18 protein-coding genes are annotated in these 24,534 nt (G+C 63.4%); 13 read left to right on the top strand and 5 right to left on the bottom strand.

The genetic code is table 11. The features are described 5' to 3' along the window. Positions 1–82 precede the first annotated feature (82 nt). The 5 genes from HAHE_RS13970 to HAHE_RS13950 are packed head-to-tail and all read left to right on the top strand — an operon-like array spanning position 83 to position 8,991. Positions 83–1,279 (top strand): glycosyltransferase family 4 protein, encoded by a 1,197-nt coding sequence (locus HAHE_RS13970; RefSeq protein ID WP_338685271.1) that lies wholly within the window; start codon positions 83–85, stop codon positions 1,277–1,279. After that, the gene (locus HAHE_RS13965) at positions 1,279–2,445 is read left to right on the top strand and encodes a glycosyltransferase (protein WP_338685269.1); all 1,167 of its coding nucleotides are present in this window, start codon (positions 1,279–1,281) and stop codon (positions 2,443–2,445) included. Before HAHE_RS13970 ends, HAHE_RS13965 begins: the two co-directional genes overlap by 1 nt. After that, positions 2,442–3,815, top strand: a complete 1,374-nt coding sequence (locus tag HAHE_RS13960) for a hypothetical protein (protein ID WP_338685267.1) — start codon at positions 2,442–2,444, stop codon at positions 3,813–3,815. Before HAHE_RS13965 ends, HAHE_RS13960 begins: the two co-directional genes overlap by 4 nt. Then, the gene (locus HAHE_RS13955; RefSeq protein WP_338685265.1) at positions 3,808–5,061 is read left to right on the top strand and encodes a glycosyltransferase; all 1,254 of its coding nucleotides are present in this window, start codon (positions 3,808–3,810) and stop codon (positions 5,059–5,061) included. The genes HAHE_RS13960 and HAHE_RS13955 overlap by 8 nt, the downstream gene beginning before the upstream one ends. Positions 5,062–5,082: 21 nt before the next feature. Beyond that, positions 5,083–8,991 carry an amino acid adenylation domain-containing protein gene (locus tag HAHE_RS13950; protein ID WP_338685263.1) on the top strand — a complete coding sequence of 1,303 codons (3,909 nt, stop codon included), beginning with the start codon at positions 5,083–5,085 and terminating at the stop codon, positions 8,989–8,991. Positions 8,992–9,018: 27 nt separating this feature from the next. On the opposite strand, the gene HAHE_RS13945 is transcribed toward HAHE_RS13950, so the two are convergent. Further along, positions 9,019–9,582, bottom strand: coding sequence for an aminodeoxychorismate/anthranilate synthase component II (locus HAHE_RS13945; RefSeq protein ID WP_338685261.1), 564 nt, complete (start codon positions 9,580–9,582; stop codon positions 9,019–9,021). A 5-nt stretch (positions 9,583–9,587) separates the two neighbouring features. Next, the gene (gene trpE / locus HAHE_RS13940) at positions 9,588–11,087 is read right to left on the bottom strand and encodes an anthranilate synthase component I (RefSeq protein ID WP_338685259.1); all 1,500 of its coding nucleotides are present in this window, start codon (positions 11,085–11,087) and stop codon (positions 9,588–9,590) included. Positions 11,088–11,200: 113 nt separating this feature from the next. Here trpE and fabV point away from each other — a divergent pair, with 113 nt between their 5' ends. The 3 genes from fabV to HAHE_RS13925 all read left to right on the top strand — a co-directional run bounded on the left by fabV (position 11,201) and on the right by HAHE_RS13925 (position 16,492). Continuing rightward, positions 11,201–12,403, top strand: coding sequence for an enoyl-ACP reductase FabV (gene fabV, locus HAHE_RS13935; protein ID WP_338685257.1), 1,203 nt, complete (start codon positions 11,201–11,203; stop codon positions 12,401–12,403). Between the two features lie 68 nt (positions 12,404–12,471). Then, positions 12,472–12,993, top strand: a complete 522-nt coding sequence (locus HAHE_RS13930; protein ID WP_338685255.1) for a hypothetical protein — start codon at positions 12,472–12,474, stop codon at positions 12,991–12,993. A 376-nt stretch (positions 12,994–13,369) separates the two neighbouring features. Beyond that, positions 13,370–16,492 carry a PVC-type heme-binding CxxCH protein gene (locus tag HAHE_RS13925; protein WP_425511002.1) on the top strand — a complete coding sequence of 1,041 codons (3,123 nt, stop codon included), beginning with the start codon at positions 13,370–13,372 and terminating at the stop codon, positions 16,490–16,492. Positions 16,493–16,552: 60 nt separating this feature from the next. Here HAHE_RS13925 and HAHE_RS13920 read toward each other — a convergent pair whose 3' ends face one another. The 3 genes from HAHE_RS13920 to HAHE_RS13910 are packed head-to-tail and all read right to left on the bottom strand — an operon-like array spanning position 16,553 to position 18,885. Beyond that, positions 16,553–17,293: a DUF2459 domain-containing protein gene (locus tag HAHE_RS13920; protein WP_338685253.1), complete on the bottom strand. Its 741-nt coding sequence runs from the start codon at positions 17,291–17,293 to the stop codon at positions 16,553–16,555. 25 nt (positions 17,294–17,318) lie between these two features. Beyond that, positions 17,319–18,539 (bottom strand): FKBP-type peptidyl-prolyl cis-trans isomerase, encoded by a 1,221-nt coding sequence (locus HAHE_RS13915; RefSeq protein ID WP_338685252.1) that lies wholly within the window; start codon positions 18,537–18,539, stop codon positions 17,319–17,321. Between the two features lie 34 nt (positions 18,540–18,573). Beyond that, positions 18,574–18,885 carry a DUF3817 domain-containing protein gene (locus HAHE_RS13910; RefSeq protein ID WP_338685251.1) on the bottom strand — a complete coding sequence of 104 codons (312 nt, stop codon included), beginning with the start codon at positions 18,883–18,885 and terminating at the stop codon, positions 18,574–18,576. A gap of 142 nt (positions 18,886–19,027) precedes the next feature. Between HAHE_RS13910 and HAHE_RS13905 the strand changes: the two genes are divergently transcribed. The 5 genes from HAHE_RS13905 to HAHE_RS13885 all read left to right on the top strand — a co-directional run bounded on the left by HAHE_RS13905 (position 19,028) and on the right by HAHE_RS13885 (position 24,177). Beyond that, positions 19,028–20,233 (top strand): OmpP1/FadL family transporter, encoded by a 1,206-nt coding sequence (locus HAHE_RS13905; protein ID WP_338685249.1) that lies wholly within the window; start codon positions 19,028–19,030, stop codon positions 20,231–20,233. A 107-nt stretch (positions 20,234–20,340) separates the two neighbouring features. Beyond that, the gene (gene hprK, locus HAHE_RS13900; RefSeq protein ID WP_338685247.1) at positions 20,341–21,276 is read left to right on the top strand and encodes an HPr(Ser) kinase/phosphatase; all 936 of its coding nucleotides are present in this window, start codon (positions 20,341–20,343) and stop codon (positions 21,274–21,276) included. A gap of 88 nt (positions 21,277–21,364) precedes the next feature. Continuing rightward, complete coding sequence (locus HAHE_RS13895) at positions 21,365–21,631, top strand: HPr family phosphocarrier protein (protein ID WP_338685245.1); 267 nt, start codon at positions 21,365–21,367, stop codon at positions 21,629–21,631. A gap of 107 nt (positions 21,632–21,738) precedes the next feature. Then, positions 21,739–23,502 carry a phosphoenolpyruvate--protein phosphotransferase gene (gene ptsP / locus HAHE_RS13890; RefSeq protein WP_338685243.1) on the top strand — a complete coding sequence of 588 codons (1,764 nt, stop codon included), beginning with the start codon at positions 21,739–21,741 and terminating at the stop codon, positions 23,500–23,502. A gap of 111 nt (positions 23,503–23,613) precedes the next feature. Continuing rightward, complete coding sequence (locus HAHE_RS13885; RefSeq protein ID WP_338685242.1) at positions 23,614–24,177, top strand: hypothetical protein; 564 nt, start codon at positions 23,614–23,616, stop codon at positions 24,175–24,177. Positions 24,178–24,534: the final 357 nt, after the last annotated feature.

The raw sequence follows: 24,534 nt of genomic DNA, 5'->3' as shown, positions 1-24,534 counted from the left end.
GTTGACCGGATCGATCCGGATTCCTAAGATATTCGGCAAGCGGAATGCTTTTCCGCCGTCCGTTCACCCCCACCCCCCAGCCATGAAAATCGTCGTCCACGATTACGCGGGCCATGCGTTCCCCACGTCGTTGAGCCGCGCTCTTGCAGCCCGCGGACACCAGGTGGTTCACGCCTTTGCCAGCACCTTGCAGACGCCCCGAGGCGATCTCCGCCACCGCGATGGGGACCCCGCCACGCTCGAGTTCCGTGAGATCCCGATGGATCCGAACTATCCTCGCTACAAATACTCCTTCGTGCGCCGCCGCAACATGGAGGTCCGCTACGGCAAGGCGGCCGCCGATTTCATCCGCGAGTGGCAACCGGACGCGGTCCTATCCGGCAACACGCCGACCGAAACCCAGGACCCGATCGCCCGGGCCACCAACGAGGCCGGTGGCCGATTCTACTACTGGGTTCAGGACTTCTACAGTCTCGCCGTCGACCGCCTTTTGAAGAGGAAAATCCCGGTCGCGGGCTCGCTCGTCGGAAAGTGGTACCGTCATCTCGATGCCCGCCAGTTCCGCAACAGCGAGCGGATCATCACCATCACCGAGGACTTCACACCGATCCTCTCGGAGGAATTCGATGTCGACCCGCAGCGTGTCGAGGTCGTGCCCAATTGGGCGGTGATCGAGGAGCTTCCTGCCCGCGAGAAGTCGAACGAGTGGGCACTCCGACACGGCCTCCACAACCGCTTTGTCTTCCTCTACTCAGGCACGATCGGCATGAAGCACAACCCCGCCATGCTGCTGGAGCTGGCCCGCCGCCACCGCGACGATCCGGAGACCCGGGTGGTGGTGGTTTCCGAAGGCATCGGTGCCGAGTGGCTGAAGGCGGAGTCGGCCAAGGCCGGCCTCGATAATCTCATGGTGCTTCCTTACCAGCCGTTCGCCGAACTGCCATCCGTCCTGGCGACGGGCGATGTGCTGGTGGGACTGCTCGAGGAGGAAGCCGGAACCTTCTCCGTGCCGTCCAAGACCCTGAGCTACCTGTGTGCGGAGCGGCCGCTGCTGCTGGCGGTGCCCCCCGCCAACCTCGCAGCGAGGATCACTCTCGACAACGGAGCCGGACTGACGGTGGCACCGGGCGATCTCGACGGATTTCTGGCCGCCGCGGGCAACCTCCGTGGTTCGTCGGCCCTGCGTGAAAGCCTGGCCGCCAACGCCCGGCGCTACGCGGAGCAAACCTTCCCGATCGAAGACAAGGCGGACGTTTTCGAGCGTATCCTCGCGGGCTGATGCGAACCCTGTGGATCACCCGTCAGGATCCGCGTCCGGCCGACAGCGGTGACCTGATCTACTCCCTTGGCCTGCTCCGCGCTCTGGCGGACACCGGCACGACAGAGATCACCGTGCTTGCTCACCAGGGAGGGGCGGCCAACGAGGCTTTGCCCGGCGTCGAGTGGGTGTTCCCCGGTCCCGTCCCGCCAAAGTCACCGCTGAGTCTTCTCTCCAGTTTTCCAAGCGACGCCTACCGACTCGGCAACCGGTCGATGAGGGATGCACTCCAAAAGCTGCCCTCAGACCGTCAATTCGACAGAGTTGTCATCGATCAGGCCGCAAACGCCTGGGCACTCGACGAATTGCCGGACGGCATTCCGCTGCTCTACGTTTCGCACAATCACGAGGCCATCGTCCGGACCGAAGTGGCAGCCTCCAATGAAGGCTCGCTACCGTTCCGGCTGGCGCTCCGTCGGGATGCTTCAAACTACGCCCGGCTCGAGTGCCGCCTCTGCAACGCCGCCGCCGGCATCTCGGCCATCACACCCCGTGACGCCGACGCTTATCGGAAAGAGTTCCCACAAAAGCACTACCAAGTACTTTCACCCGGCTACGACCACCCTGCCCCGGATGCCCCCCCGGAGCTCACCGCCGAAACGCCCCGCCGGGTCGTTCTTGCAGGGACCTTCGAGTGGCTCGCCAAGCGCCGGAACCTCGAGGCGTTCCTACGTGCCGCCAGCGAGCCCTTCCAAACCGCCAAAATCGAGTTTCACGTCGTTGGCAAGGCCGACCCGGACTACTTTGCCAGCCTCTCCGCACGCTTTCCGTGGGCGACATTCGAAGCCAATGTGCCATCGATGGAGCCCTACCTGAAGAACGTCCGGATCGGCCTGATCCCCGAAGCCCTCGGAGGCGGGTTCAAACTGAAGGCGCTCGACTACATTTTCCGCGGGCTGCCGTTGGCATCGATTGAAGCGGCTCTCAGCGGATTGCCCCTCACGGCCGAATCCGACTGCCTCGCCGCCGATTCGGTCGACAGCCTGGCCCGTCGGGTCACCGAGAAAATCGACGATCTAGGATTCCTCAACCGGGCCGCGAAGGAAGCTCTCGACGAATGCCGCGATGCGTTTCGCTGGCCCGACCGCGGCCGCGAACTCGCTGACCTCCTCCACAAGCTGGCATGATCCTCGACGACGCACACGATCCGGTGTCCGTGCCCACCGCGCAGCATGCGCGATGGGTCGAGCGCCTGTTGTGGGCGTTCCTGCTTTCCTTCTCCCTGGACTACCGTGCCGACTTCGCCCGCGCCGGCGGCGCCGGAACCGGCATCGACCAGCTGCTTTTCGTCGCGGGCTGCCTTGCTTCGACCGCGGCCATCTTCTTTCTCGGCTGGCGTTACCTCTTCGTCCGGCCGGGCTCGTGGCTACTCGTCTTCTGGGGTGGTTTCCTCGCCTACATGCTGGTCAATGCCTTCCTGCAGGGAGTCCCCGCCGGCCGGTCACTGCGGATCATCCTTCCCCTGTGCCTTTGTTTCGCCGGAATGATGAACGCGCACATCGCCGGCTGCATGGGCATCCGTCCGTCGCGCATCGTCGCCCCGGTGCTCGTCGCGGCCTGCATCAATGTCGTTTGGCGGATCACCCAGGGATTCCTGTTCAAGGACATCACGCTCGATACGGCCCGGGTCGAGATCCAGAGCTCGGCCAATAACTGGATCGCGGCCTTCATCGGTTGCTCGCTGCTGCTCCGCCGCCGGCTCCACTGGACCCTGTTCCTCGCGGCCGGAGTGATGTTCGGCGGAATTCTCGTCACGGTCACCCGCTCGCTGCTCTTCCCGATCATGGCATCCGCGGTGGCGACCTTCGGCTGCTACTTCCTCGGAGCAAAGTGGGGCATCTACCGCATGTCGGAGCTCCCGCGCCGGATCGCACCCGCCGCGGCGGTCACCGGGCTTGCGCTACTGGCGATCGGGATCGCGGCGCTCGCTCACCCGCGATTGCTCGAGCGCTGGGAAGAACGGCTCTTCCACCATGCCGCCGACCGCAACCTGCCGACCGACATCTCATGGCTCACCCGTGAGGCGGAGGCTTCGTCGATCTTCAAGATCCTCAACGAGGACCCGATCCACTACGCCTACGGCCACGGCATCGGTGCCTCCTACTATTGGGATCCGACCTATTACCAGGAGGTCTCGCTGGTCTACCCGAAGGAAGAACTGATCGCCCAGACCGAGGTCTGGTTCGCCGGCCATTCGGTGTGGACCTACTCGCTCTTTTCCGGAGGAATTCCCGCCCTGCTCGCCCATATCGGCATCATCGTGGCGGTCATGTTTGCAAGCGTCCGCGCCGCGCGCGCCAATGCGACCGATCCGGGGCCCGACCAATGGCTTTCGTTCCTTCCCTGTGTCGCGGCATTCTGCCTGCTGAGCGAAACCCTGACTTCCAATCCATTCGACGAGCGCCTGGCCGGCCTGATCTTCGGAGTCATGGCCGGACTCAGCCAGTCGTTCTTCGTCCGCGCCTCCTGGATCCACTCCCGTGATCTCCATGCCTGATCCCGTCAAAACCGTCGCGCTCGTCGATCCACTCTGGGTCGGCCACCACCCGATGTACTTCGGGCAGTTCGCGGCGTCGTTCCTGCGGGCCGGCGCACGGGTCATCGGACTGTGTCCGGAGCCGGATGCCGCACTGCGCGAAATCGGCGAGGCGTCCGAAGGAATCGAAGACTGGCAGTCGCATGTCCATCTCCGCTACATGCCCGCCGGCGCCCGAAGTTTCCTGTGGGGCCGCTTCGAAGGCGACCCGCTGCGTACCTTCCAGCGCTGGCTCCGCGCGGGCGACGGGATCGACGCCGCCGAGCACGAAACCGGTTGGCACACCGACCTCGTCTACTTCCCCTACCTCGATTCCTACCTGCGATTCCTGCCGGTTCCCGGAATTCCGGACATCGCTCTCGGGCGCCCGTGGAGCGGCCTCTACCTGCGCAACCACCATCACCAGCCAAATGGATCGTCACTCCATGCTTCGGCCCGGATGTTCGCCAAGGGAGACGCGATCTTCCGGTCCCCGCTCTGCTGCGGCATCGGAGTGCTCGACGAGCGCTTCAACGAAGCGATCGAAGACTTCACCGGCAAGGAGGTGACCCCCTACCCCGACGTCACCCAGACACTCTTGCCCGAAACCGAACCGGAGTTGGTCCGGAGCAGCCGGGCGAAGGCCGACGGACGAAGCGTCATCGGCTTGATCGGACTGGAAAAACGGAAAGGCACGCTCACCATGATGCGGGTCGCCCTCACGGCCCACGAACTACGGCTACCGTGGTACTTCGTCTTCGCCGGCGTTTTCCGGAAGGCCGAGTATTTCGGAAACGACCGGTCGTTCGTCGAATCCTTCGCGAAAAGAGTCCGCTCGGGAAAACTCGACAACGTCCACTTCGACCCCGACGCGCCCCGCATTCCGACCGAACCCGAGTTCAACGCCCTGTTCGCCAGCTTCGACCTCGCGTGGGCCGCTTACGAAGGATTCCAAGGCAGCAGCGGCACGCTGAGCAAGGCCGCGGCCTTCGAGATCCCCTCGGTCGCCAGCGACGGCGAGTGCATCGGTCATCGTGTCAGGAAGTATCGGACCGGCCTGACGATCGAGGAAGGCAACCCCGAACAGGCCCTCGAGGCCATCGAGCGAATGCTCGTTGGCAAAGATTGGGAAGGCGCGGCTCTCGAGCCGGATTACGCCGGCTTCCGGGAAGCCCACAGCATCGAACGCCTCGATTCCATCCTCGCCAGACTGGTTGCCTCCGCATGACCCGTTCCACCCCCCGGAACCATGAAAACCCGTGTCCCGAATCCCGAAGCCGCCGCCGAAACCGCGGCGCCCGGAGCCGTGGACCGATACCCATTGGCGCCCGGGCAGCGCGAGATCCTGCTGCTCGGCGAGTTCGGTGACGGCGCGGATACCGCCTTTAACGAAGCGCTTCGAATCGAACTGCCGGAGCCCGTCGACGTCGTGCTACTCACCGCGGCCTTTGACGAGTTCTCCAGACGTCACCCGATCCTGCGCAGCACGCTGGACATCCACTCGGGCGAGCAGCAAGTCCACCCGGACCCCACCATCCGGATCGAGGAGATCCGACTCAGTCCGGGAGATGATCTTGAAACAACAGTCGACCGCCTTGCCGACCAACCGATCGACCTCGCCAATGGTCCTCCGGCCCGCATCCACCTGATCCATACCGGACCTTCTTCGGCGACGCTCCTAACCGTCACCCACCACGCGGTTTGCGACGGTTGGTCGTCTGGCATCCTGATCCGGGAGCTCGGTCGAATCTACCGGGCGTTGTCCGAAGGCCGGCACCCGAAGCTCCCGCCAGCCGCGCCCTACCGCGAGTTCGTCGAATACGAGAAACAGGTCCGGCAGGGTAAACGCGCCGATGAAGTCCGAGCATTCTGGCAATCCCGGCTCAGCAATCCGCCGGCGCCACTCGATCTCCCGCCGTCACTCCCCGGCTTCCCGACCGCCAGCTTCTCAGCCGAGTCGCTCCGTCGCCCCCTCGACGCCGGTCTGGTGCGAAAGCTACGACAGGTCTCCAAGTCCGAGAGTCGGTCGTTGTTCGGCGACCAGCTCGGCGTGTGGGCCATCCTGCTTTCCCGAATCACCGGACAGACCGACTTCCTGACCGCGATTCCCCAAGCCGGTCATCTCGCGATGGGTGCCACCTCCTTGGTCGGACAGTGTGTCCGAACGCTCCCCATCAGGCTCAAGGTCAACCCGGACGTGTCGACCGGCGAGTTCCTCGAGTCGGTCACCGCCGAAATCGATGCGGTCATGGCCCACGCCGACACCAGCCTTTCGGAACTCGCGAGCCAGTTCGATCTGCCACGCTGCAGGGACTTCCCGGCCTTCGTCACGACCACCTTCAGCCTGTTACCCCGAACGCCCGACCTCAGCCTCGGCGGCTCTTCGCCTGCAGAGGTGCGCGTCCATCCCCGTCGCTACTGGGCCAACGAACTCGGTGCCTGGGTCATCCGGGACGGCTCACAGTTTCACCTCGAATGGCTTTTCAACCGCCAGCGCCACGACAGGAAGATCATCGAAGGTTGGATGGATGCCTACATTCGGCTGCTGGAAGCCATCACGGAGAATCCGGGAACGGCCATCAGCCAGCTGCCACTTCTCTCGGACGATCGGCGGGCGATACAGAAGGACTTTTCCGAGTCTCCTCACCCCTATCGCCGTGATGCGACCATCGACGGTTTGTTCACCGAGGTCGCGAAGACCCATGCGGACAAAGTCGCATTACGAGGAGAGGCAGCGGACAGCACCTACGCCGACCTCGACCGCAGGGCGACGTCGATCGCCGCGCACCTCCAGCGGCGCGGCATCAGCCCCGGAAAAACGGTGGCCGTTCACCTCCCTCGAAGTCCGGAACGCATTACTACCTACCTCGCCATCCTCCGGTGCGGGGCAACCGTCATGCCGCTGGATCAGGCCAGCCCGGGAGAGCGACTGAAGGCCCTCATTGAAGACGCCAATGCGTTTGCGGTGGTGTCAGGCGAAGCCGCATTGGAACAAGCACTCGGTATCCCGGTCATTCCACCGGCACCCGCGGGATCCGATTTCAAGGCGCCCGGACACCTCGCCACCGACCCCGCCTTTCTGCTCTACACCTCGGGATCGACCGGCACTCCGAAAGGTGTCGTCATTCCGCATCGGGCCATCGTCCGGCTGGCGCTTGCCTCCGGTGATCTCGCGACGGAAATCGATGACGTCTTTCTCAACTTCGCGCCGGCCTCATTCGACGCGTCGCTGTTCGAGATCTGGAGCCCCTTGCTGAACGGAGCGACCGTGGTGATACCCGCTCCGGGGACCGGACTGCAGGGTATCGCCGATGCGATTCGCGACCGGGGCGTGAACACCCTGTGGCTGACCGCCGGTCTGTTCCAGACGATGGTCGATGAGCATCTCGGAGATCTCGCCCCGTTGCGCCGGTTGCTGACCGGAGGCGATGTGGTATCGCCGACCCACGCCGCACGCGTGCTGGAAGCACACCCTTCGCTGCGTCTCGTCAATGGCTACGGACCGACCGAGTGCACGACCTTTGCGACCACCCACCCGATCACTGAAGACGACTGCCGGAATGGGGCCATTCCGATTGGCGTTCCGGTTGCGAATACGACGGTCGAAATTGCCGACGCAAACGGACAACCCCTGCCCCTTGGCTCCCGTGGCGAAATCGTCATCGGCGGTGATGCGGTCTCGCTCGGCTACCACGGCAGGGACGACGGCGCACCTTTCTTCATCGAAGACGGCAAGCGTTGCTACCGAACAGGCGATATCGGCAGAAAAGATGGGTCAGGCATCCTTCACTTCGAGGGTCGTGACGACCGTCAGATCAAGGTTCGGGGTTACCGGATCGAACCTGCCGAAGTGGAAGCGGTCATCGCAAGATTCGCGGGGGTGAAGCAGGTGCGGGTCGCCTCCCGCGAAGGATCTCTTGCAGCGTGGATCGCTACTGAGAACCCGGAGTCCTTCGACGCCCGAGCGTTGAGAGACTCGCTCTCCAAGACCCTTCCAGACTGGATGTGTCCCCCGATCATCTCCGCCCTCAGCGCCCTGCCGTTGGATCGCAATGGCAAGATCACCACCGACGGGCTTCGGGTTTCATCGCCGTCAACCTCGGGCAGTCCGCCTGAAGGCCCCGACGAATCCAAGCTGGCCACGATCTGGATGGAGTTGCTTGAGATGCCCTCGATCGGCCGGGATGCCAACTTCTTCGAGCTCGGAGGCGACTCGCTCACAGGTTTGCGGCTTTTCTCGCGCATCGACCGCGACTTCGGCGTGACCCTGCCACTCGCGACATTGGTCCAGCACCCGACGGTCCGCTCGCTGGCACGCGCCATCGACTGCGCCCGCACCGACCCCGACCCCCAAGCGACACCGGGAGTCTTCGTCGAACTGCGAAAAGGATCGCCCACCTTGTTCTGCATCCATGGTGGAGACGGTGCGGTGATGTTCTACCGCCCCCTGCTCGGCAACTTGCCGGAAGAGGTCGGCATCACCGCAATCGAGTCGCGCGAACTCGGACGCAACGAGGCCGTTGCCGTCGGAACGATTGAGGAAACGGCGGACGCCTACCTTCGCAAGATCCGCATCGCGCAGCCTCATGGACCCTATGCCCTCGCCGGCTATTCGTTCGGCGGAGTCGTCGCTTGGGAAATGGCCTGCCGCTTGATCGAGGAAGGCGAGGAGGTTGAACTTCTCGGACTTTTCGACACCCACAACCCGGCGTTCCCGCTTCGTGCGATGCCACTGAGGAGGCGGATCCACACGTTCTGGGACCAGCGCGAAGACGAACCTCTGCCGAAGCGCCTGTTCGCCCTCGGTCAGCGGACCGTCGACGGACTCCGCACCCACTTCAGGGTGAAGCGGGAGCTGGCCGCTGCCGCGGTCGGCCCTGCCCCTGCCCACTCCGACCTCCGCCGGGTTCAGGTGCGCGAGGCCCACTATCAGGCGATGATCGCCTACCGGCCGAGGCCGTTCCCGGGCAAAGTCACCTTGTTCAAAGCGATGGAAGGCAGCGACAAATACGAACTGCCCGCCGACTACCACTGGGCTGACCTCGCACTTGGCGGCTTCGAAATCGTTCCGGTCCCGGGACGCCACGACACCTTGTTCGAAGCCAAGCACATTCCCGCCATCAGCCGCGCGATCGCCGAGCACTTTCCCGTGCGATGAGGAAACGGCAGCCCTCAGCCGCGCCCCTCAGAACGACAGGAAGTTCTCGAGCAGCTTCTTGCCCATCTCGGTAAGGATCGACTCCGGGTGGAACTGCACTCCGTGGACGGGGTGCTCCTTGTGGCGAAGCCCCATGATCTCGTCCTCGGCAGTCCACGCGGTGATCTCGAGACAATCCGGAAGCGTTTCCCGTTTCACGATCAGCGAATGGTAACGCGTCGCCTCGAAAGGACTCGGGAGCCCGGCAAACACACTTCCCCCATCGTGGAAGATCGGTGAGGTCTTACCGTGCATCAGCCGGTCGGCCCGCACCACATCACCGCCGTAGACCTGGCCAATCGACTGGTGGCCGAGACAGACGCCGAGGATCGGAGTGCTGGCACCGAACTCCCGGATCAGGTCGCAGGAAATCCCGGCCTCGTTCGGCGTGCAGGGTCCCGGGGAGATGCAAATGCGCGACGGACCGAGCTCGCGAATGCCGTTCAGATCGATGGCGTCATTCCTCACGACCTTCATCTCCGCACCCAACTCGCCGAAGTACTGGACGAGGTTGTAGGTGAACGAATCGTAGTTATCGATGATCAGAAGCATGGCGGTCAGTCTTCCAGCGTCTTGGCCAAAGCGATCGCGCGCAGCATGCCCTTCGCCTTGTTGACGGTCTCGTTGTATTCGTAGGTGGGGTCGGAGTCGGCCACCACCCCGGCACCCGCCTGGACATAGGCATTGCCGTCCTTCAGCAAGCACGTCCGCAGCGTGATGCAGGAGTCGTGCGACCCGTCGAAACCGAAGTAGCCGACCGCACCCGCGTAGGCGCAGCGCTTGCTCTTCTCCAGCTCGTTGATGATCTGCATCGCCCGGATCTTGGGCGCACCCGAAACGGTGCCCGCCGGGAAAGTCGCCCGCAGCACATCGTAGGCGCTGTGTCCGTCATCGAGCGTCCCCGTGACGTTCGACACGATGTGCATCACATGGCTGTAACGCTCGACGATCATGAAGTCGTCGACTTTCACACTGCCGTGCTTGGCAATGCGCCCGACGTCGTTCCGCGCGAGATCGACCAGCATCAGGTGTTCGGCCCGTTCCTTGGGGTCGTCCAGAAGGTCTGCCGCCAAGGCGTCGTCCTCCTCGGGAGTCTTGCCCCGCCAGCGGGTGCCCGCGATCGGACGGATGTCGATTCTTCCGTCGATCGATCGCACGTGGACCTCGGGCGAGCTGCCGACCAACGCAAAGTCACCCATCTCCAGGATGAACATGTAGGGCGATGGATTCACATGGCGGAGTGCCCGGTAGAGATCGACCGCCGAACGGCCGAAAGGCGTCTCGAACCGCTGGCTCGGGACGAACTGGAACACGTCGCCGGCGGCAATGTACTCCTTGCCCCGCAACACCATGTCCTCGAACTCCGCCTGAGTTGTGTTGCTCTTGGCATCGCCGGGTTCGACTTCGACGAGACCATTGAGCGCCGGCACGTGAAGTGGCCGGTTGAGCATCTCGACCGTGGCAGCGACCTTCTCCCGGGCGGCGACATAGGCGTGCTCGGGCGACTCGAATTCACCGGGAAACGCGTTGGCGATGACCTGAACGCGATGAAGTTTCTGATCGAATACAATCAGCGTGTCGGCCAAGACGAACATCGCGTCCGGCACACCGAGCTCATCGTTCGGCGGTTCCGGAATGCTGGTTTCGAACTGACGCACCGCATCGTAGGCCAGATAGCCGACCAGCCCGCCGCAGAAAGGCGGCAGGTTGCCGTGCAGCACGGGCTTGTACGGAGCCATGTGGCGCTCGAGGGCAGCCAGCACGTCATCTTCCACCACATCGGTCGAAACGTCGGCGCCCTCGCGGATCGTGATCTCCCGGCCCCGGGCCTCGATGATTCGCCGCGGCCCGCTGCCGAGAATTGACCATCGCCCGCTGCTGTCGGTGCTCTCGGCACTTTCAAGCAGGAACGAATGCCGCCCGTCCCGCACCTTGAGGAAGGCGGACAGGGGCGTCTCGAAATCCGCGGCGAGCTGGGTGTAGACCGGGACGACATTGCCCTGCTTGGCCAGCTCCGCGAATTCCTCGAACGACGGTTCGATCGGAATGGGATTCACGCGGGCGGGAGTGTGGCCGAGAGTCGGGTGGGTGCAAGCCTCGGAACACGGGCATTCTAGGCATCGCCGCGCGCTTGCTTGCGGCGGATCGGCTCCCTACGCTTCCCGCCACCATGATCGTTGAGCCCAAGATCCGAGGATTCATCTGCACCACCGCGCACCCCGACGGCTGCGCCAAGCACGTCGCCGACCAGATCGCGGTCGTCAAATCCCGGGGCCCGATCGAGGGTGGCCCGAAGCGGGTGCTGGTGATCGGCTCATCGACCGGCTACGGCCTTTCCTCGCGGATCGCCGCCGCCTTCGGATGCGGTGCCTCGACCATCGGGGTGTTTTTCGAAAAGCCAGGCTCGGAGAAACGGACCGGCACCGCCGGCTGGTACAACTCGGCGGCGTTCGAGAAGGAAGCCGCCGCCGCCGGACTCTACGCAAGGTCGTTCAATGGCGACGCCTTCTCGGATGCGATGAAGGAGACGGTGATCGAAGCAATCAAGTCGGACCTCGGACAGGTCGACTGCGTGATCTACTCGCTGGCTTCGCCGCGTCGCGAGCACCCGAAGAGCGGTGAGGTTTTCAAGTCGGTGCTGAAACCGATCGGCCAGACCTATACGAACAAGAATCTCAACACCTCGACCAAGGTCGTCGACGAAGTGACCATCGAGCCGGCCACCCAGGACGAGATCGATCAGACGATCGCGGTGATGGGCGGTGAGGACTGGGAGATGTGGATCGATGCACTCCAGCAGGCCGGAGTCCTCGCCGAGGGCGTCAAGACGGTCGCCTACTCATACATCGGCCCGGAAGTCACGTGGCCGATCTACACCAACGGAACCATCGGAGCCGCCAAGGAGGACCTTGAGAAGTCCCAGCGCAAGCTCGACGAGAAGCTCGCCGGCCTCGGTGGCAAGGCGTGGGTTTCGGTCAACAAGGCTCTCGTCACGCAAGCCTCCTCCGCCATCCCGGTAGTGCCACTCTACATTTCGCTCCTCTACAAGGTCATGAAGGCGAAGGGCACGCACGAGGACACGATCGAGCAGATGGACCGCCTGTTCCGCGACCGGCTTTACGGAGCTGCCGACCCTCAGCCGGACGAGGCCGGACGGATTCGCATCGATGACTGGGAAATGACCGACGACGTCCAAGCTGCGGTCGACAAGGTCTGGAACGAGGTGAACACGGACAACCTGCTCGAGCTCGCCGATGTCGATGGCTACGAATCGAGCTTCCTGCGGCTGTTCGGCTTCGGTTTGGAAGGCGTCGACTACGCCGCGGAAACCGACCCTGCCACCGGAGTTCCTTCGGTCCCGGCCGAGGCCTGAGAATCTACGTATTTGATACGTGATCCCGTAATATTCGGGTAGCCAAACCTCAGGCATGGTGGTCAGCGATGAAGCACATCCTGATTCCCGTTTTCGCCGCCTTGGCGATTCAGACCGGCCTGGCGGGCACGGCCCAGAAGCCTCAGGCATCCCAACCTCTGCGCCCTTCCGAGGAAGCCGCCGTGATGGAGAAGGCCAAGGAACTCCTTGAGCGCTCCATCCGGATCGACCGCGACGGCAAGGCCGTCAGCCACTTCGTCCGCAAAAATCGCGAGTTCAAGGTCGAGTGGCGCAATCTGGTCTTCCGCCAGCTCATCATGGGCTCGGTATCAACCAAGGACCTCGAGCGCGGAGTCCGGCGCCGCATCTACGCCCAAATCTCCAGCGACGCCTACCAGCTCAGTAGCCCCGAAGGCGTCGAGCCGTGGCGCAGCGGGCACTGCCCGGGCTTCCCCGGCTTCGTGCTGATCGAGGAAATCCACGGGGAGTTTCAACTGAGTTCCCCAGCGCTCGCCCGTTTCACTCCGGAGCCTCCGCTCCAAAGACCCCTGCTTGCCTCGCGAGAACCCGCTGTTGCCAACAAACTCTGAGCCTCGACCGGTTTCAGCGGCCGTTCTTGAACGCCCTTTCCCTCAGCGGGAAGGGCGTTCGGCTTTTTCGGGTACACCGAATCTACACCCATTGAGTCAAATTTAGTCAGGTTTCTCCCAGAAGCACCGGCCAGCCGGTGGCTGATGACGGCAGGAGACGGATGCGTCTAAGAATCGATTCCCCATCATCAACGAACGTCAGAACTTCCCAATAAGGCGTTACGCAAAGGCGCATTGAGCGCGAAACTCCAGTGCGACCCCCGTGCATTGATGCCGCAGGAAAGCAGGGCAATTCCGGGGACTTCGGATGTCGCCATGCGGAGAACAGAATTTGACAGATCCCTCTCGTCGTGGCGGTATTCGCCCACCCATGAGAATGATCCTCTCCACGATGATGATGCTGGCTGCTCCACTGGCAGCCGCGACCGCCCCGGCCCAGGGTGAAAAGATCGCATTGATCGGCAATGGCCTCGGAGAGCGGATGCTCGACCATCCGTGGTTCGAGACCGAACTTCACCTGCGCTACCCGGACAAGAACCTGACCCTGCGCAATCTCTGCCGACCGGGCGACACCCCGGGCTTCCGCCCCCACCCTTCCCGCAATTCGCAGTGGGCGTTCCCGGGTGCTGAACAGTTCCGCCCGCAGAACAAGATCCACGCCGGACGTGGGCATCACCCGACACCTGACCAGTGGCTTGAGACGGTGAAGGCGGACACGATTATCGCGTTCTTCGGTTACAACGAGTCCTTCGACGGAGAGGCGGGCCTCGATGCCTACAAGGGCGAACTCGCCGCCTTTGTCGACCACACGCTGGCCCAGAAGTACAACGGCAAGGCTGCACCCCGCCTCGTGCTGGTCTCGCCCATCGCCTACGAAGACCTCTCCGACGAGCGGGACCTGCCCGACGGCGTTGCGGAGAACCAGAACCTCGCTCTTTACACGAAGGCCATGGCGGAGGTCGCGGCGGCCAAGAAGGTCGAGTTCGTCGATCTGTTCGACCAAACGAGCAAGCTCTACCCGACCCTTGAGGACAATTTCACCCGGAATGGCTTCCTGCCGGACGACTCGGGCTACCGGCTGCTTGGCCCCGCTCTGGCCGATCTGGTCTACGGGAAGACCGAGCGCGTGTCGAAAGTCCCCGCGGACAGCCTGGCCAAGGCGATCCAGGACAAGAACTGGTTTTGGTTCAACGACTACCGGATGCTCAACGGCGTCCATGTCGACGGCCGTCGCTACAACCCTTTCGGGCCGGGCAACTACCCCGACGAGACCAAGAAGATGCGCGCCATGACCGAAGTCCGCGATCGCCGGATCTGGGCGGGCGTGAATGGCAAGGCCTTCGATGTCGCCGCCGCCGACAAGCAGACTCCCGCTCTTCCCGAGGTCAAAACCAACTACAAGCCGAGCAACAAGAACGGGGATCCCGAATACCGCGAGCCGGACAAGGCCGTCGATGCCCTCAAGGTTCCCGAAGGCTACAAGATCGAGCTCTTCGCCTCCGAAGAGGACTTCCCGAATCTCGCCAATCCGGTCCAGCTTTCCTTCGACAACAAAGGCCGCCTGTGGGTCGCCACGATGCCGAGTTACCCGCACTACCGCCCGGGTGACACCCGCCCGGACGACAAGATTCTCATTTACGAGGACACCAACGGTGACGGTAAGGCGGACCGGGAGACGGTCTTCGCCGATGGCCTCCATGTGCCGACCGGCTTCGAATTCGCTCCCGAGGGCGTCTACGTGTCGCAAGAGCCCGCCCTGATGTTGCTTCGGGATCTCGACGGGGATGACCAGGCCGATACCCGCGAGGTGGTGCTGATCGGTTTCGACACCCACGACACGCACCACGCCGCCGGCGCTTTCTGTGCGGATCCGTCAGGTGCCGTGATGATGGCGGAGGGCGTTTTCCTCCACTCGAATGTCGAAACCCCATACGGCCCCGTGCGTGGCGTCGATGGCGGCTTCTACCGCTTCAGCCCGCAGCGGACGAAGCTTGAGCGCACGGCCCAGCTTTCCATCCCGAACCCCTGGGGCATCGCCTTCGACCAATGGGGCCAGGACTTCTTCCTCCACACCTCCGGGCCCAGCATCAACTGGATGCTGCCGGTTTCGATCAAGCCGACCTATGGGTCGAAGACTCCCTCGACACCGAACCTCGCGCCGCAGGGCAACGCCGTGCGCCCGACCTCGGGACTGGAGTTCGTCTCCTCCTCCCATTTCCCCGATGAAGTTCAGGGCGACATGCTGGTGTGCAACAACATCGGCTTTCTCGGAATCAAGCAGCACAAGATCGTCGACGACGGAACCGGCTACAAAACCGAGCACCGTCAGGACCTGCTGGTATCCTCGGACGGCAACTTCCGCCCGGTGGATCTCGAGTTCGCTCCGGACGGCTCACTTTACGTCGTCGACTGGCACAACGTCCTGATCGGCCACATGCAACACAGCGCGCGCGATCCGCTCCGCGACCATGTCCACGGGCGCATCTACCGGATCACCTATCCCGAGCGCCCCTTGGTCAAGGCACCGCAGGTCGAAGGCGCCCCGTTGGCAGCCCTGCTGGAAAACCTGAAGCATCCGGACTACCGCGTCCGCTACCGCGCCCGCCGCGAGATCCGCGAGCATCCCGCCAAGGAAGTCAGCGCGGCACTCAAGACATGGGTGTCCAAGCTTGATCCGAAGGACGAAGCCTACGAGCACCAACGGCTTGAGGCCCTCTGGACGAGCTGGGGCATCAACGAGGTCGACACCGAGCTGCTCCGCCAGCTTCTGCATTCGCCCGACTTCCACGCGCGGGCCGCTGCCGTGCGGGTGCTCCGCTACAATTTCCGCGACTTCGAAGACGTCTCGGCACTCCTGACAGCCGCGGCCTCCGATCCCCACGGCCGGGTGCGGCTCGAAGCGATTGCCGCCGCCTCGTGGCTCGACAATGCAGCCGCCAAGAAGGTCGTCGAAGTGGCTGCCTCGAAACCTCTCGACGATTGGACCAAGAACGCCGCGAAGACCGCCGCCGATCGCCTTGCCGGACGCGAAGAGGAACAAGTCGAAGAGAACCCGGCACCGAAGGCGCCCTCCCACCTGACCGAAGCCGAGCAGAAGCGCTTCATCAAGGGCCACGAAATCTACAACCGCGAAGGGCACTGCGGCACCTGTCACCAACCTGATGGCAACGGACTGCCGCCCGCCGGCTTCCCGCCGATCGCAGGAACGAAATGGGCCCAAGGCAGTGAGGACCGCCTGATCAAGCTCGCCCTCCACGGTCTGATCGGACCGATCGAGGTGAAGGGCCAGAAGTATCCCGGACAGGTTCCCATGACCCAGTTCGCCGGACTGCTGAACGACGAGGATCTCGCCTCGGTGCTCACCTACGTTCGGAACCACTTCGGAAACAAGGCCTCGGCCATCACGCCGGAGAAGGTCGCAGAAGTCCGCAAAGCCACCGGCAACCGTTCGTTCTACACCTCGGAGGAACTGCTCAAGCAGCATCCTCTGGAGAACTGATCGGCTTCCGCCAACCTTCCCGAGCCCGGCCATCTCCGCGATGCGCCGGGCTTTTCGTTTTCACTCACCCGGCTCGTCACCTCCCTCGGCCGTCTGCCAAGCGGGATCCCAGATCTTGGCGAAGCCGTTCTTCGGCTTCGTCGCCTGCCGGATCACGCCATCGGCCGACAATCCGGTGACACCTGCCATCTCAAAGCCGGTCGAGTTCAAGGCCTCGACGGTCCACACGTTGCAAATGCGGGGAAAGTAGTAGCTGTGGGGCGATTCGATCAGCCGTCCGCTGCCCCAGCTCGACGGCGCGATGGTATTCGGAATCCCTTCCCCGTCCCTCACGGCACAGCTGTTCAGGAATGCCGCCAAACCCACCCCGGCTGAGTCCGGCACATAGGTCTGGTAAAGCCTCTGATGGTGGCAGACCTCCGGAATGTTCCAATCGAAGGTGATGATCTCCATCACCGAAGGCGACGGCATGAACAAGGCATGGATCACCTGCCCGGGACTCAGCCACCGCTCCTGCACGTAGGCGGTCTGGTCGCCCCAGCTGAACGCGGCCCACTGGCGGACTACCGACTCGCGGGGAACCTTGTAGCCGTGCCGCTGCAGCCACTGCAGATCGAGGATGAGACCGGTGTGGAGTTCGTCGGAAAACAACACCACCGGCACCGTCGCGGGCTCCGGGGTTGCCGCACGCGTGACCTCGACCCGGCGGACCTCCACTTCATCCTGCGGGAATTTCAGCGCGCAGGACGCGAAAAAAAGCGGACAGGCAGGCAACCAATACCTGACCCATCCGCTTTTCATCGAATCGGGATGATGGAGCTGGAAACTAGCGGACGATCTCAAGCAGCTCGACGTCGAACACGAGCATGCCACCCGGTCGTCCACCGCCGGGATTCTCGCCGTAGGCAAGGTCAGCCGGGATCCAGAAGCGGCGCTTCTCGCCGACCTTCATCAGCTGCAGGCCCTCGGTCCACCCCTTGATCACACCGTTGAGCGGGAACTGGGTGGGCTCGCCACGGGTCACGGAGCTGTCGAACAGCTTTCCGTCGGTCGTCCAACCGGTGTAGTGAACCTTCACGGTGTCGGTCGCCTTCGGCATGTCCTCGCCTTCACCTGCCTTGAGCACCTTGGAAGCGAGACCGCTCTCGGTCTTGGCGGCGTCGTCAGGCACGGCGGCGACGTCGTCAGGCACCGGAGGCGCCGGAGGAGCGGCCTTGAAGGAGACCAGCTCGAACTCGGCGACCACATGGCCACCCGGGAGCCTCGCCTCGGGGAGCCAGGCAGAGCGCTTCTCGCCCTTGGTCATTCCTGTGATCATTTCCTTCATCTCCGCCGGCAGCTTGTCGACCGGCACGCTCGGAGGAGCGGGCTGCGAACGGGTGTCCTGCATGACCTGGCCTTCCATGCTCTTGGCGGTAAAGTGGAAGGTCACGACATCGCCGTCACCGGGAGTCTCGCCTCCGTCGCCTTCGGAGATCACCTTGTAGGCGACGCCGCCGGCCGACTTCAGGGCGTCTTCCGGGACTTTCGGCACTTCCTTGATCTCGATCAGCTCGACATCGAAAACCAGCATTCCACCCGGACGACCTCCACCGGGATTCTCGCCGTAGGCAAGATCGGCCGGGATCCAGAAGCGGCGCTTCTCGCCGACGGTCATCAGCTGCAGGCCCTCGGTCCACCCCTTGATCACGCCGTTGAGCGGGAAACTCGTGGGCTGACCGCGCTTCACCGAACTGTCGAAGAGTTCGCCATCGGTCGTCCAACCGCTGTAATGAACGGTCACCGTATCGGCAGCTGTCGGCTTGGCATCGCCGGTTCCCTTCGTGAGGACTTTCGAGGCCAGACCGCTTTCGGTCTTTTCGGCATCGGCGGGAGGGGCGGCAACATCAGCAGGCGCTTCGAGCATCGGTTCTTCAGGTTGGGCAGCTTCGGTTTCTCCAGCTGCGGGAGGAGTCTCCGCGGGCGCCTTCTCCTCAGCGCGCACGAGGGCGGGAGCCACGGCAAGCAGGGCCGCGACGGTCATTCGGTTCAGGCTACGGGCTTTCATCGGTGGCGGCAGCATCCATGGCTCAGCCCGCCTGTCAATCGCCCGACTCGTCGGCCGCCAGCTTCCGATCGATGAAAAAAGGCCCGAACGGCAGCAGGGAAGCGATGACCATCAGCGCCGAGTGGCCGAAGGACAGCTTCTTCCCAATCCAGGCGATGAGGATCAGGAGCATCAGGACGACAAACAGGACTCCATGCGCCCAACCGACGATTTTCACGGCCATCGGAAGGTCCGCCAAGTATTTGAGCGGCATCGCCACGCCCAGCAGCAGCAGGTAGGAAATGCCCTCGATCCAGCCGACAATCCGGACCCGGCCGACGGGATGAGCAAAGGAAGCCTTGTTCACGCGGCGTGTGATCGACTCTCGACGCGGCGCTGTCAACCCGGCTCGCCGGTGACGGAAACGTTTCCCTCTTGCCCGGCGTCAGGTGATCCGCTTTATCCCTGAAAACCCGCGAACTCGCGGTCTGGGCGCCCCCTGTTCCCCGATGAGAATTCTCCTCACCGCCTCCCTGCTGCTTCCGTCTACTATCTTGGGCGCCGGTTTCCAGTTGCAGGAGCGCTCGGCACGTGGCCTCGGCCGAGCCTTTTCGGGTGAGGCGGCGATCGCCGACGACGCCTCGGTCCTGGCCTCCAATCCGGCGGCAATCCTCCTTGTCCCGGGGGATACCGCCATTTCGGTCGGCGTCAGCCTCGTGTCGGCCAAGATCGATGTTTCCGGCACCTACACTCCGCCGGCCAGCCCTGCGGTGCCTGCCATCGGACGCGATGTCGGGAACGACAGCGCCGTGCCCTACCTATATCTGACCCGCCGGCTTAACGAGAACCTCAGCGTGGGATTCGGGTCCTTCACCACCTTCGGTCTGATCACCAACTACCCGACCGGATTCTCCGCCCGCACGCTGGCCGACCACAGCGAGCTGAAAACCGTCAATCTCAACCCGAGCATCGCCTGGCGGTTCCATCCCCAGTGGTCGGTCGGCGCCGGTTTCAACGCGCTCCACGCGGAGGGAAAACTGACTGCCACCCTGCCCAGCACCCTCCCCACCCTCGACCTCGCCGGAGATGACTGGGGCTACGGTTTCAACGTCGGACTGCTGTTCGAGTTGAACGACACCACCCGCTTCGGCCTGCACTACCGGTCGGAAGTCGATCTCACACTCAGCGGACGGGCCGTCTCGGTCGTCCCGTTTTTCAACGGCCCGGGAACCGTCGACCTCACCCTGCCGGACTCGTTCGAACTCAGCGCCTACCACGAATTCAACGATCGCTGGGCGATCCACGGCGATGTCGTCTGGACCGGATGGAGTGACTTCGACCAACTCAGGCCCGTCGTGACCGGATCTCCGGTCCAACCTCCGGTGACGCAGGAAAACTGGACGGACGCGTGGAGACTCTCGCTCGGCACCACGTGGAAAGCGACCGAGCGGCTCACGATCCGCGGCGGGATCGCCTACGACGAATCACCGGTGGAAGACCACTACCGCACGCTGCGGATTCCCGATTCGGACCGGATCTGGCTCAGCCTCGGCATCAGCTACCGCTTCCATCCGTGCTGGACCCTCGACGTGGCTTACACCCACCTCTTCATCGACTCCATCCGGATCAACGAGACCACGGCATCGGGGACGTTCTCGGGAGTTGCAGGTGGAGATGCTGACCTCTTCGCGCTCGGACTGTCGGGAAGCTTCTGAATTCGGGGATCCGATTGGACCGCCCCCCGCGACGGTGCGTCTTTTCCATCGCCACCGGCCCGCCCCTTTTTACACTGCCCACCATGCAGCAACGGGTGAAGCAGACCATGTCCGTTCCGATCGGTGAGTTCTACGATCGGCACCACGAGGCACTCTCGATGACCCTTCTGAGCGAACGGCACGGCTTCGAGCGCACCATCAGTGAACCCGCGCCGAACCGCCCCGGACTCGCGCTCGCCGGCTTCTTTTCCTACTTCGCCAAAAAACGCATCCAGGTCCTCGGAAACTCCGAGATGTCCTACCTCAAGAAGCTCACTCCCCAGATGCGTTCCGAACGTTTCGGCAGGATGTGCGAACGCGACATTCCGGCGATCGTGGTTTCCCGTGGCGGCCAGCTCACGGACGACCTGCTGGCGATCGCCACCGACAAGGGCATTCCGGTCTTCAACACCAAGCTGGTGACGATGAAGTTCCTGAATGCCGCGACCATCAAGCTGGAGCAGGAGTTCGCACCATCGACGACACTCCACGGTTGCATGGTCGACATGCGCGGCATCGGCGTCCTGATCATGGGCCGCAGCGGTAGCGGCAAAAGCGAGACCGCCATCGGCCTCCTCGAGCGGGGAGGCGCCCTCGTGGCCGACGACATGGTGCGGGTCAAGTTCGCGGGCGGAGAACTGACCGCCACCGCGCCGGACCTGTCGCGCGGCTACATCGAGATCCGGGGTATCGGCATCGTCAACGTCGCCAACCTCTTCGGCCTGACCTCGATCCGCCCCGAGAAACGGCTCGACCTGATCGTCACCCTGATTCCCCACGCCGACCTGAACGAGGTCGACCGCGTCGGCCTGCAGCCGAAAACCTTCGAAGTCCTCGGCCAGGCGGTTCCGCTGGTCGAAATCCCAGTCGCGCCGGGCCGCGACACGGCACGGATGGTCGCCATAGCGGCTCTCGACCAGCAACTGCGGAAACTCGGCTACAACATGGCCGACGAATTCAACGAGCGCTTGCTGAAGCACATGGCCAACAACCCCGCAACCTAGGGAATTCCCCCGCCAAGGCGCCGGAAAAATGCCTTGGACCACCCCCGGCACCCTCCCTAGACTCCGCCCGCCCACAGGCCCCATCTCAATGGCTCAACGCGAATTCACCATCCAGAACAAGCTCGGCATCCACGCCCGGCCCGCCGCGCAATTCGTCAAGACGGCGAGCAAGTTCACCTCGGAGATCCGGGTCGAGAAGGATGGCGAGGAAGTGGACGGAAAAAGCATCATGGGACTGATGATGCTCGCCGCCGGCCACGGCTCGGTGATCAACGTCGCTGTCGAAGGCGATGATGAGGAGGCCGCGATGGCCGCGATTTCCGATCTGATCGATCGGAAGTTCGAGGAGGACTGATCCGGCGGAGTCGACCGCTAGTGGAACGGCCCCGCCTCCAACACTGAGGATCAGGGCGGGATTTGTGCTTTGACCGCGGCTGCCCAGCGGACAGCATCATTCCAAGCATGGAGCAGGGTGTCGGCGCATCAAAACGGGAGAAGGTCCTCCAGGGCATCCCCGTGTCGCGTGGCATCGGCATCGCGCCCGTCCATGTGGTCGCCCGCGGATTCTCGGCGCCCGAGGTCTATCCGATCGACGACATCAAGGCCGAGCAGGCGCGCTTCAGCGCCGCCTTGGAAAAGACCAAGAAGCAGCTCATTGAGCTCCAAGAGCGGATCAAGGCGATCGCCGGTGAGGACGACGGACGGATCTTCGAAGCCCACCAGATGATGCTGGAAGACCGGGCGATCGTCGATGCGGTCAATCACGCCATCGAAAAGCGCCGTCAGAACGCCGAGTTTGCCCTCTACGCGGTTGCCCAGCACTACCTCGAGGCGATGCGGCGGGTCCCCGACCCGTACCTTCGCGAACGCACCGCAGATATCGAGGACGTCTGCCAGCGCGTCCTGAGGAACTTCAGTCACGGCGAACACCGGACGGGCGCACCCGAGGACCAGCACATCCTCGTGGCCTACGACCTCAGCCCCTCGGACACGGCCGCGATGAACCGGCGTCACATCGTCGGTTTCGCCACCGAGATCGGCAGCGTGAACTCCCACACCGCCATTCTCGCGCGCTCGCTCGGCATTCCCGCCATCGTCGGCCTCGAGGGCGCGGTTCTCGACCTGCGCACGCTCACTCCGGCGATCATCGACGGATACAGCGGCAAGCTGATCCTCAATCCGACCGACGAAACCCTTGCCCGCTACCGGGACCTTCGAACCGAGAAGGAACGGGTCCGACACGAGCTTGAAGCCCAGCGGGACGACGAAGCGGTCACCACCGACGGTCGCAAGATCACGCTGTCCGCGAATATCGAGCTCGTCGACGAGCTTCCGTATGTGAAAAACAGCGGAGCCCGCGGTGTCGGCCTCTACCGGACCGAGTTTCTCCTCCTCAAGGGAGAGCAGATGCCCGGGGAGGAGCAGCAGGCCGAAATCTACGCGAACCTCGCCAAGGCCCTGGCTCCTGAGCCGCTCATCATCCGCACCCTCGACTCAGGCGGCGACAAGCTGCCAGTCGAGCCACCTTCGGAACCCGAACCGAACCCTTTCCTCGGCTGGCGGGGGATCCGGGTCTCGCTCGACCGGCCCGCGATGTTCAAGGAGCAACTGCGGGCCATCCTGCGGGCCAGCGCCCACGGCAAGGTTGCGGTGATGTTCCCCTTGGTGTCGGGCATCCGGGAAGTCCGCCAAGCCCGCGCGCTCCTGCGCGAGTGCATGGAAGAACTTGCGGTGGAGGGAGTTCCCTTCGACGACCAACTCGAGACCGGCGTCATGATCGAAGTGCCGTCCGCCGCGGTCATCGCCGACCTGATCGCTCCGGAAGTCGATTTCTTCTCCATCGGAACCAACGACCTGATCCAGTACACGGTCGCGGTGGACCGGGTGAACCATCACGTCGCCTCGCTCTATCGGCCGACCCACCCCGCCGTCATCCGGCTGATCAAGCAAACAATCGACGCCGGCAGTGCCCATGGCGTCTGGACCGGGGTCTGCGGCGAAATGGCCGGCGATATCCGGCTCACCCCGCTCCTGCTAGGCCTCGGTGTGGAGGAGCTGTCGGTCGGTCCTCATCAGGTCCCGCGGGTCCGCAGGGCCATTCGGGCGCTCAGCTACGCGGAATGCGCCGCGATGGCCGACGAGGCGGTGAAAAACCCCGTAAGTCTGGACATTCTTGAGCTCTCGACTGATCTCGCCCGGAAATACTACCCCGAACTCCTCGATTGAAGCAGGTGTTTGGGAATTTTTTGGACATTCCCGGGAACAAAACTAGTGGTAGGGGGTTCCTAACTCCGGGAATCGCCCAAGATAAGACTCCAACCCAACCAATAGATAGACATGAAACTGATGATCAAGATGGTGCTCGCCACCTGTTGCTGCCTGCCGCTGGCCTTCGCTGAAGCCAAGCCGGTCCAGACGACCGAGAAAGCCCCTGCGGCCGCCACGGTCACCGATAACGCTGAGGATGGCGACGCCGTTGCCCACTGCGGAAAGTGCGGTAAAGGCAAGTGCAAGGAAGGTTGCGACTGCGAGAAGTGCAAGAAGAAGGAAGACGCCGTTGCCCACTGCGGAAAGTGTGAGAAGGGCAAGTGCAAGGAAGGTTGCGACTGCGAGAAGTGCAAGAAGAAGGACACCCTGATCGCCGGCAAGTGCAAGAAGTGCGACAAGGACGGTGACGAAGATCCCGCCCTCGCCGGCAAGTGCAAGAAGTGCGACGACGAGAAGGAAGATCCCGCCCTCGCTGGCAAGTGCAAGAAGTGCGACAAGGACGGTGAAGAAGACCCCGCCCTCGCCGGCAAGTGCAAGAAGTGCGACAAGGACGGTGAAGAAGATCCCGCCCTCGCTGGCAAGTGCAAGAAGTGCGACAAGGACGGTGAGGAAGATCCCGCTCTGCTCGCCTGATCTCAGCTGAGAATAACGAGTTTACCAAGAAGGCCGCCTGGTTCAGACAGGCGGCCTTTTTTGTGCCCTGGTCCCCCGACTGGATTAGCTGGCGACCCGTGATCCCATGGTCTGACTCCGTTTGGAATCATCCCAAGTCGCCATGGACGCGGGGCCAGCGTGTCCGCCTTGGAGCTGGCTGCTTGTCAGAGCCGGAAAAACCACGGAACACACGGAGTACACTGATGAATCAGGATCCCCATTTGTATGTGATCCGTGTCTTCGGTGGCTCCGTTCATTGCCATTCTGCTGGGCGGGCTACTGAAATCCCTTCCTTTGCGACCTTGGCGTCGTTGAGATTTCATCAAACGCCACCGG

This window comes from Haloferula helveola (assembly GCF_037076345.1).
GTDB classification, from domain to species: Bacteria; Verrucomicrobiota; Verrucomicrobiia; order Verrucomicrobiales; family Akkermansiaceae; genus Haloferula; species Haloferula helveola.
Note: the sequence above shows the minus strand (reverse complement) of the source record. Positions and strands in the feature narration are given on the sequence as shown.

What these genes read in the sequence shown, in the direction of transcription:
- HAHE_RS13970 (WP_338685271.1), top strand. Translation starts at nt 83, where the DNA reads ATGAAAATCGTCGTCCACGATTACGCGGGCCATGCGTTCCCCACGTCG.
- HAHE_RS13965 (WP_338685269.1), top strand. Translation starts at nt 1,279, where the DNA reads ATGCGAACCCTGTGGATCACCCGTCAGGATCCGCGTCCGGCCGACAGC.
- HAHE_RS13960 (WP_338685267.1), top strand. Translation starts at nt 2,442, where the DNA reads ATGATCCTCGACGACGCACACGATCCGGTGTCCGTGCCCACCGCGCAG.
- HAHE_RS13955 (WP_338685265.1), top strand. Translation starts at nt 3,808, where the DNA reads ATGCCTGATCCCGTCAAAACCGTCGCGCTCGTCGATCCACTCTGGGTC.
- HAHE_RS13950 (WP_338685263.1), top strand. Translation starts at nt 5,083, where the DNA reads ATGAAAACCCGTGTCCCGAATCCCGAAGCCGCCGCCGAAACCGCGGCG.
- HAHE_RS13945 (WP_338685261.1), bottom strand. Translation starts at nt 9,582, where the DNA reads ATGCTTCTGATCATCGATAACTACGATTCGTTCACCTACAACCTCGTC.
- fabV (WP_338685257.1), top strand. Translation starts at nt 11,201, where the DNA reads ATGATCGTTGAGCCCAAGATCCGAGGATTCATCTGCACCACCGCGCAC.
- HAHE_RS13930 (WP_338685255.1), top strand. Translation starts at nt 12,472, where the DNA reads ATGAAGCACATCCTGATTCCCGTTTTCGCCGCCTTGGCGATTCAGACC.
- HAHE_RS13925 (WP_425511002.1), top strand. Translation starts at nt 13,370, where the DNA reads ATGATCCTCTCCACGATGATGATGCTGGCTGCTCCACTGGCAGCCGCG.
- HAHE_RS13920 (WP_338685253.1), bottom strand. Translation starts at nt 17,293, where the DNA reads ATGAAAAGCGGATGGGTCAGGTATTGGTTGCCTGCCTGTCCGCTTTTT.
- HAHE_RS13915 (WP_338685252.1), bottom strand. Translation starts at nt 18,539, where the DNA reads ATGAAAGCCCGTAGCCTGAACCGAATGACCGTCGCGGCCCTGCTTGCC.
- HAHE_RS13905 (WP_338685249.1), top strand. Translation starts at nt 19,028, where the DNA reads ATGAGAATTCTCCTCACCGCCTCCCTGCTGCTTCCGTCTACTATCTTG.
- hprK (WP_338685247.1), top strand. Translation starts at nt 20,341, where the DNA reads ATGTCCGTTCCGATCGGTGAGTTCTACGATCGGCACCACGAGGCACTC.
- HAHE_RS13895 (WP_338685245.1), top strand. Translation starts at nt 21,365, where the DNA reads ATGGCTCAACGCGAATTCACCATCCAGAACAAGCTCGGCATCCACGCC.
- ptsP (WP_338685243.1), top strand. Translation starts at nt 21,739, where the DNA reads ATGGAGCAGGGTGTCGGCGCATCAAAACGGGAGAAGGTCCTCCAGGGC.
- HAHE_RS13885 (WP_338685242.1), top strand. Translation starts at nt 23,614, where the DNA reads ATGAAACTGATGATCAAGATGGTGCTCGCCACCTGTTGCTGCCTGCCG.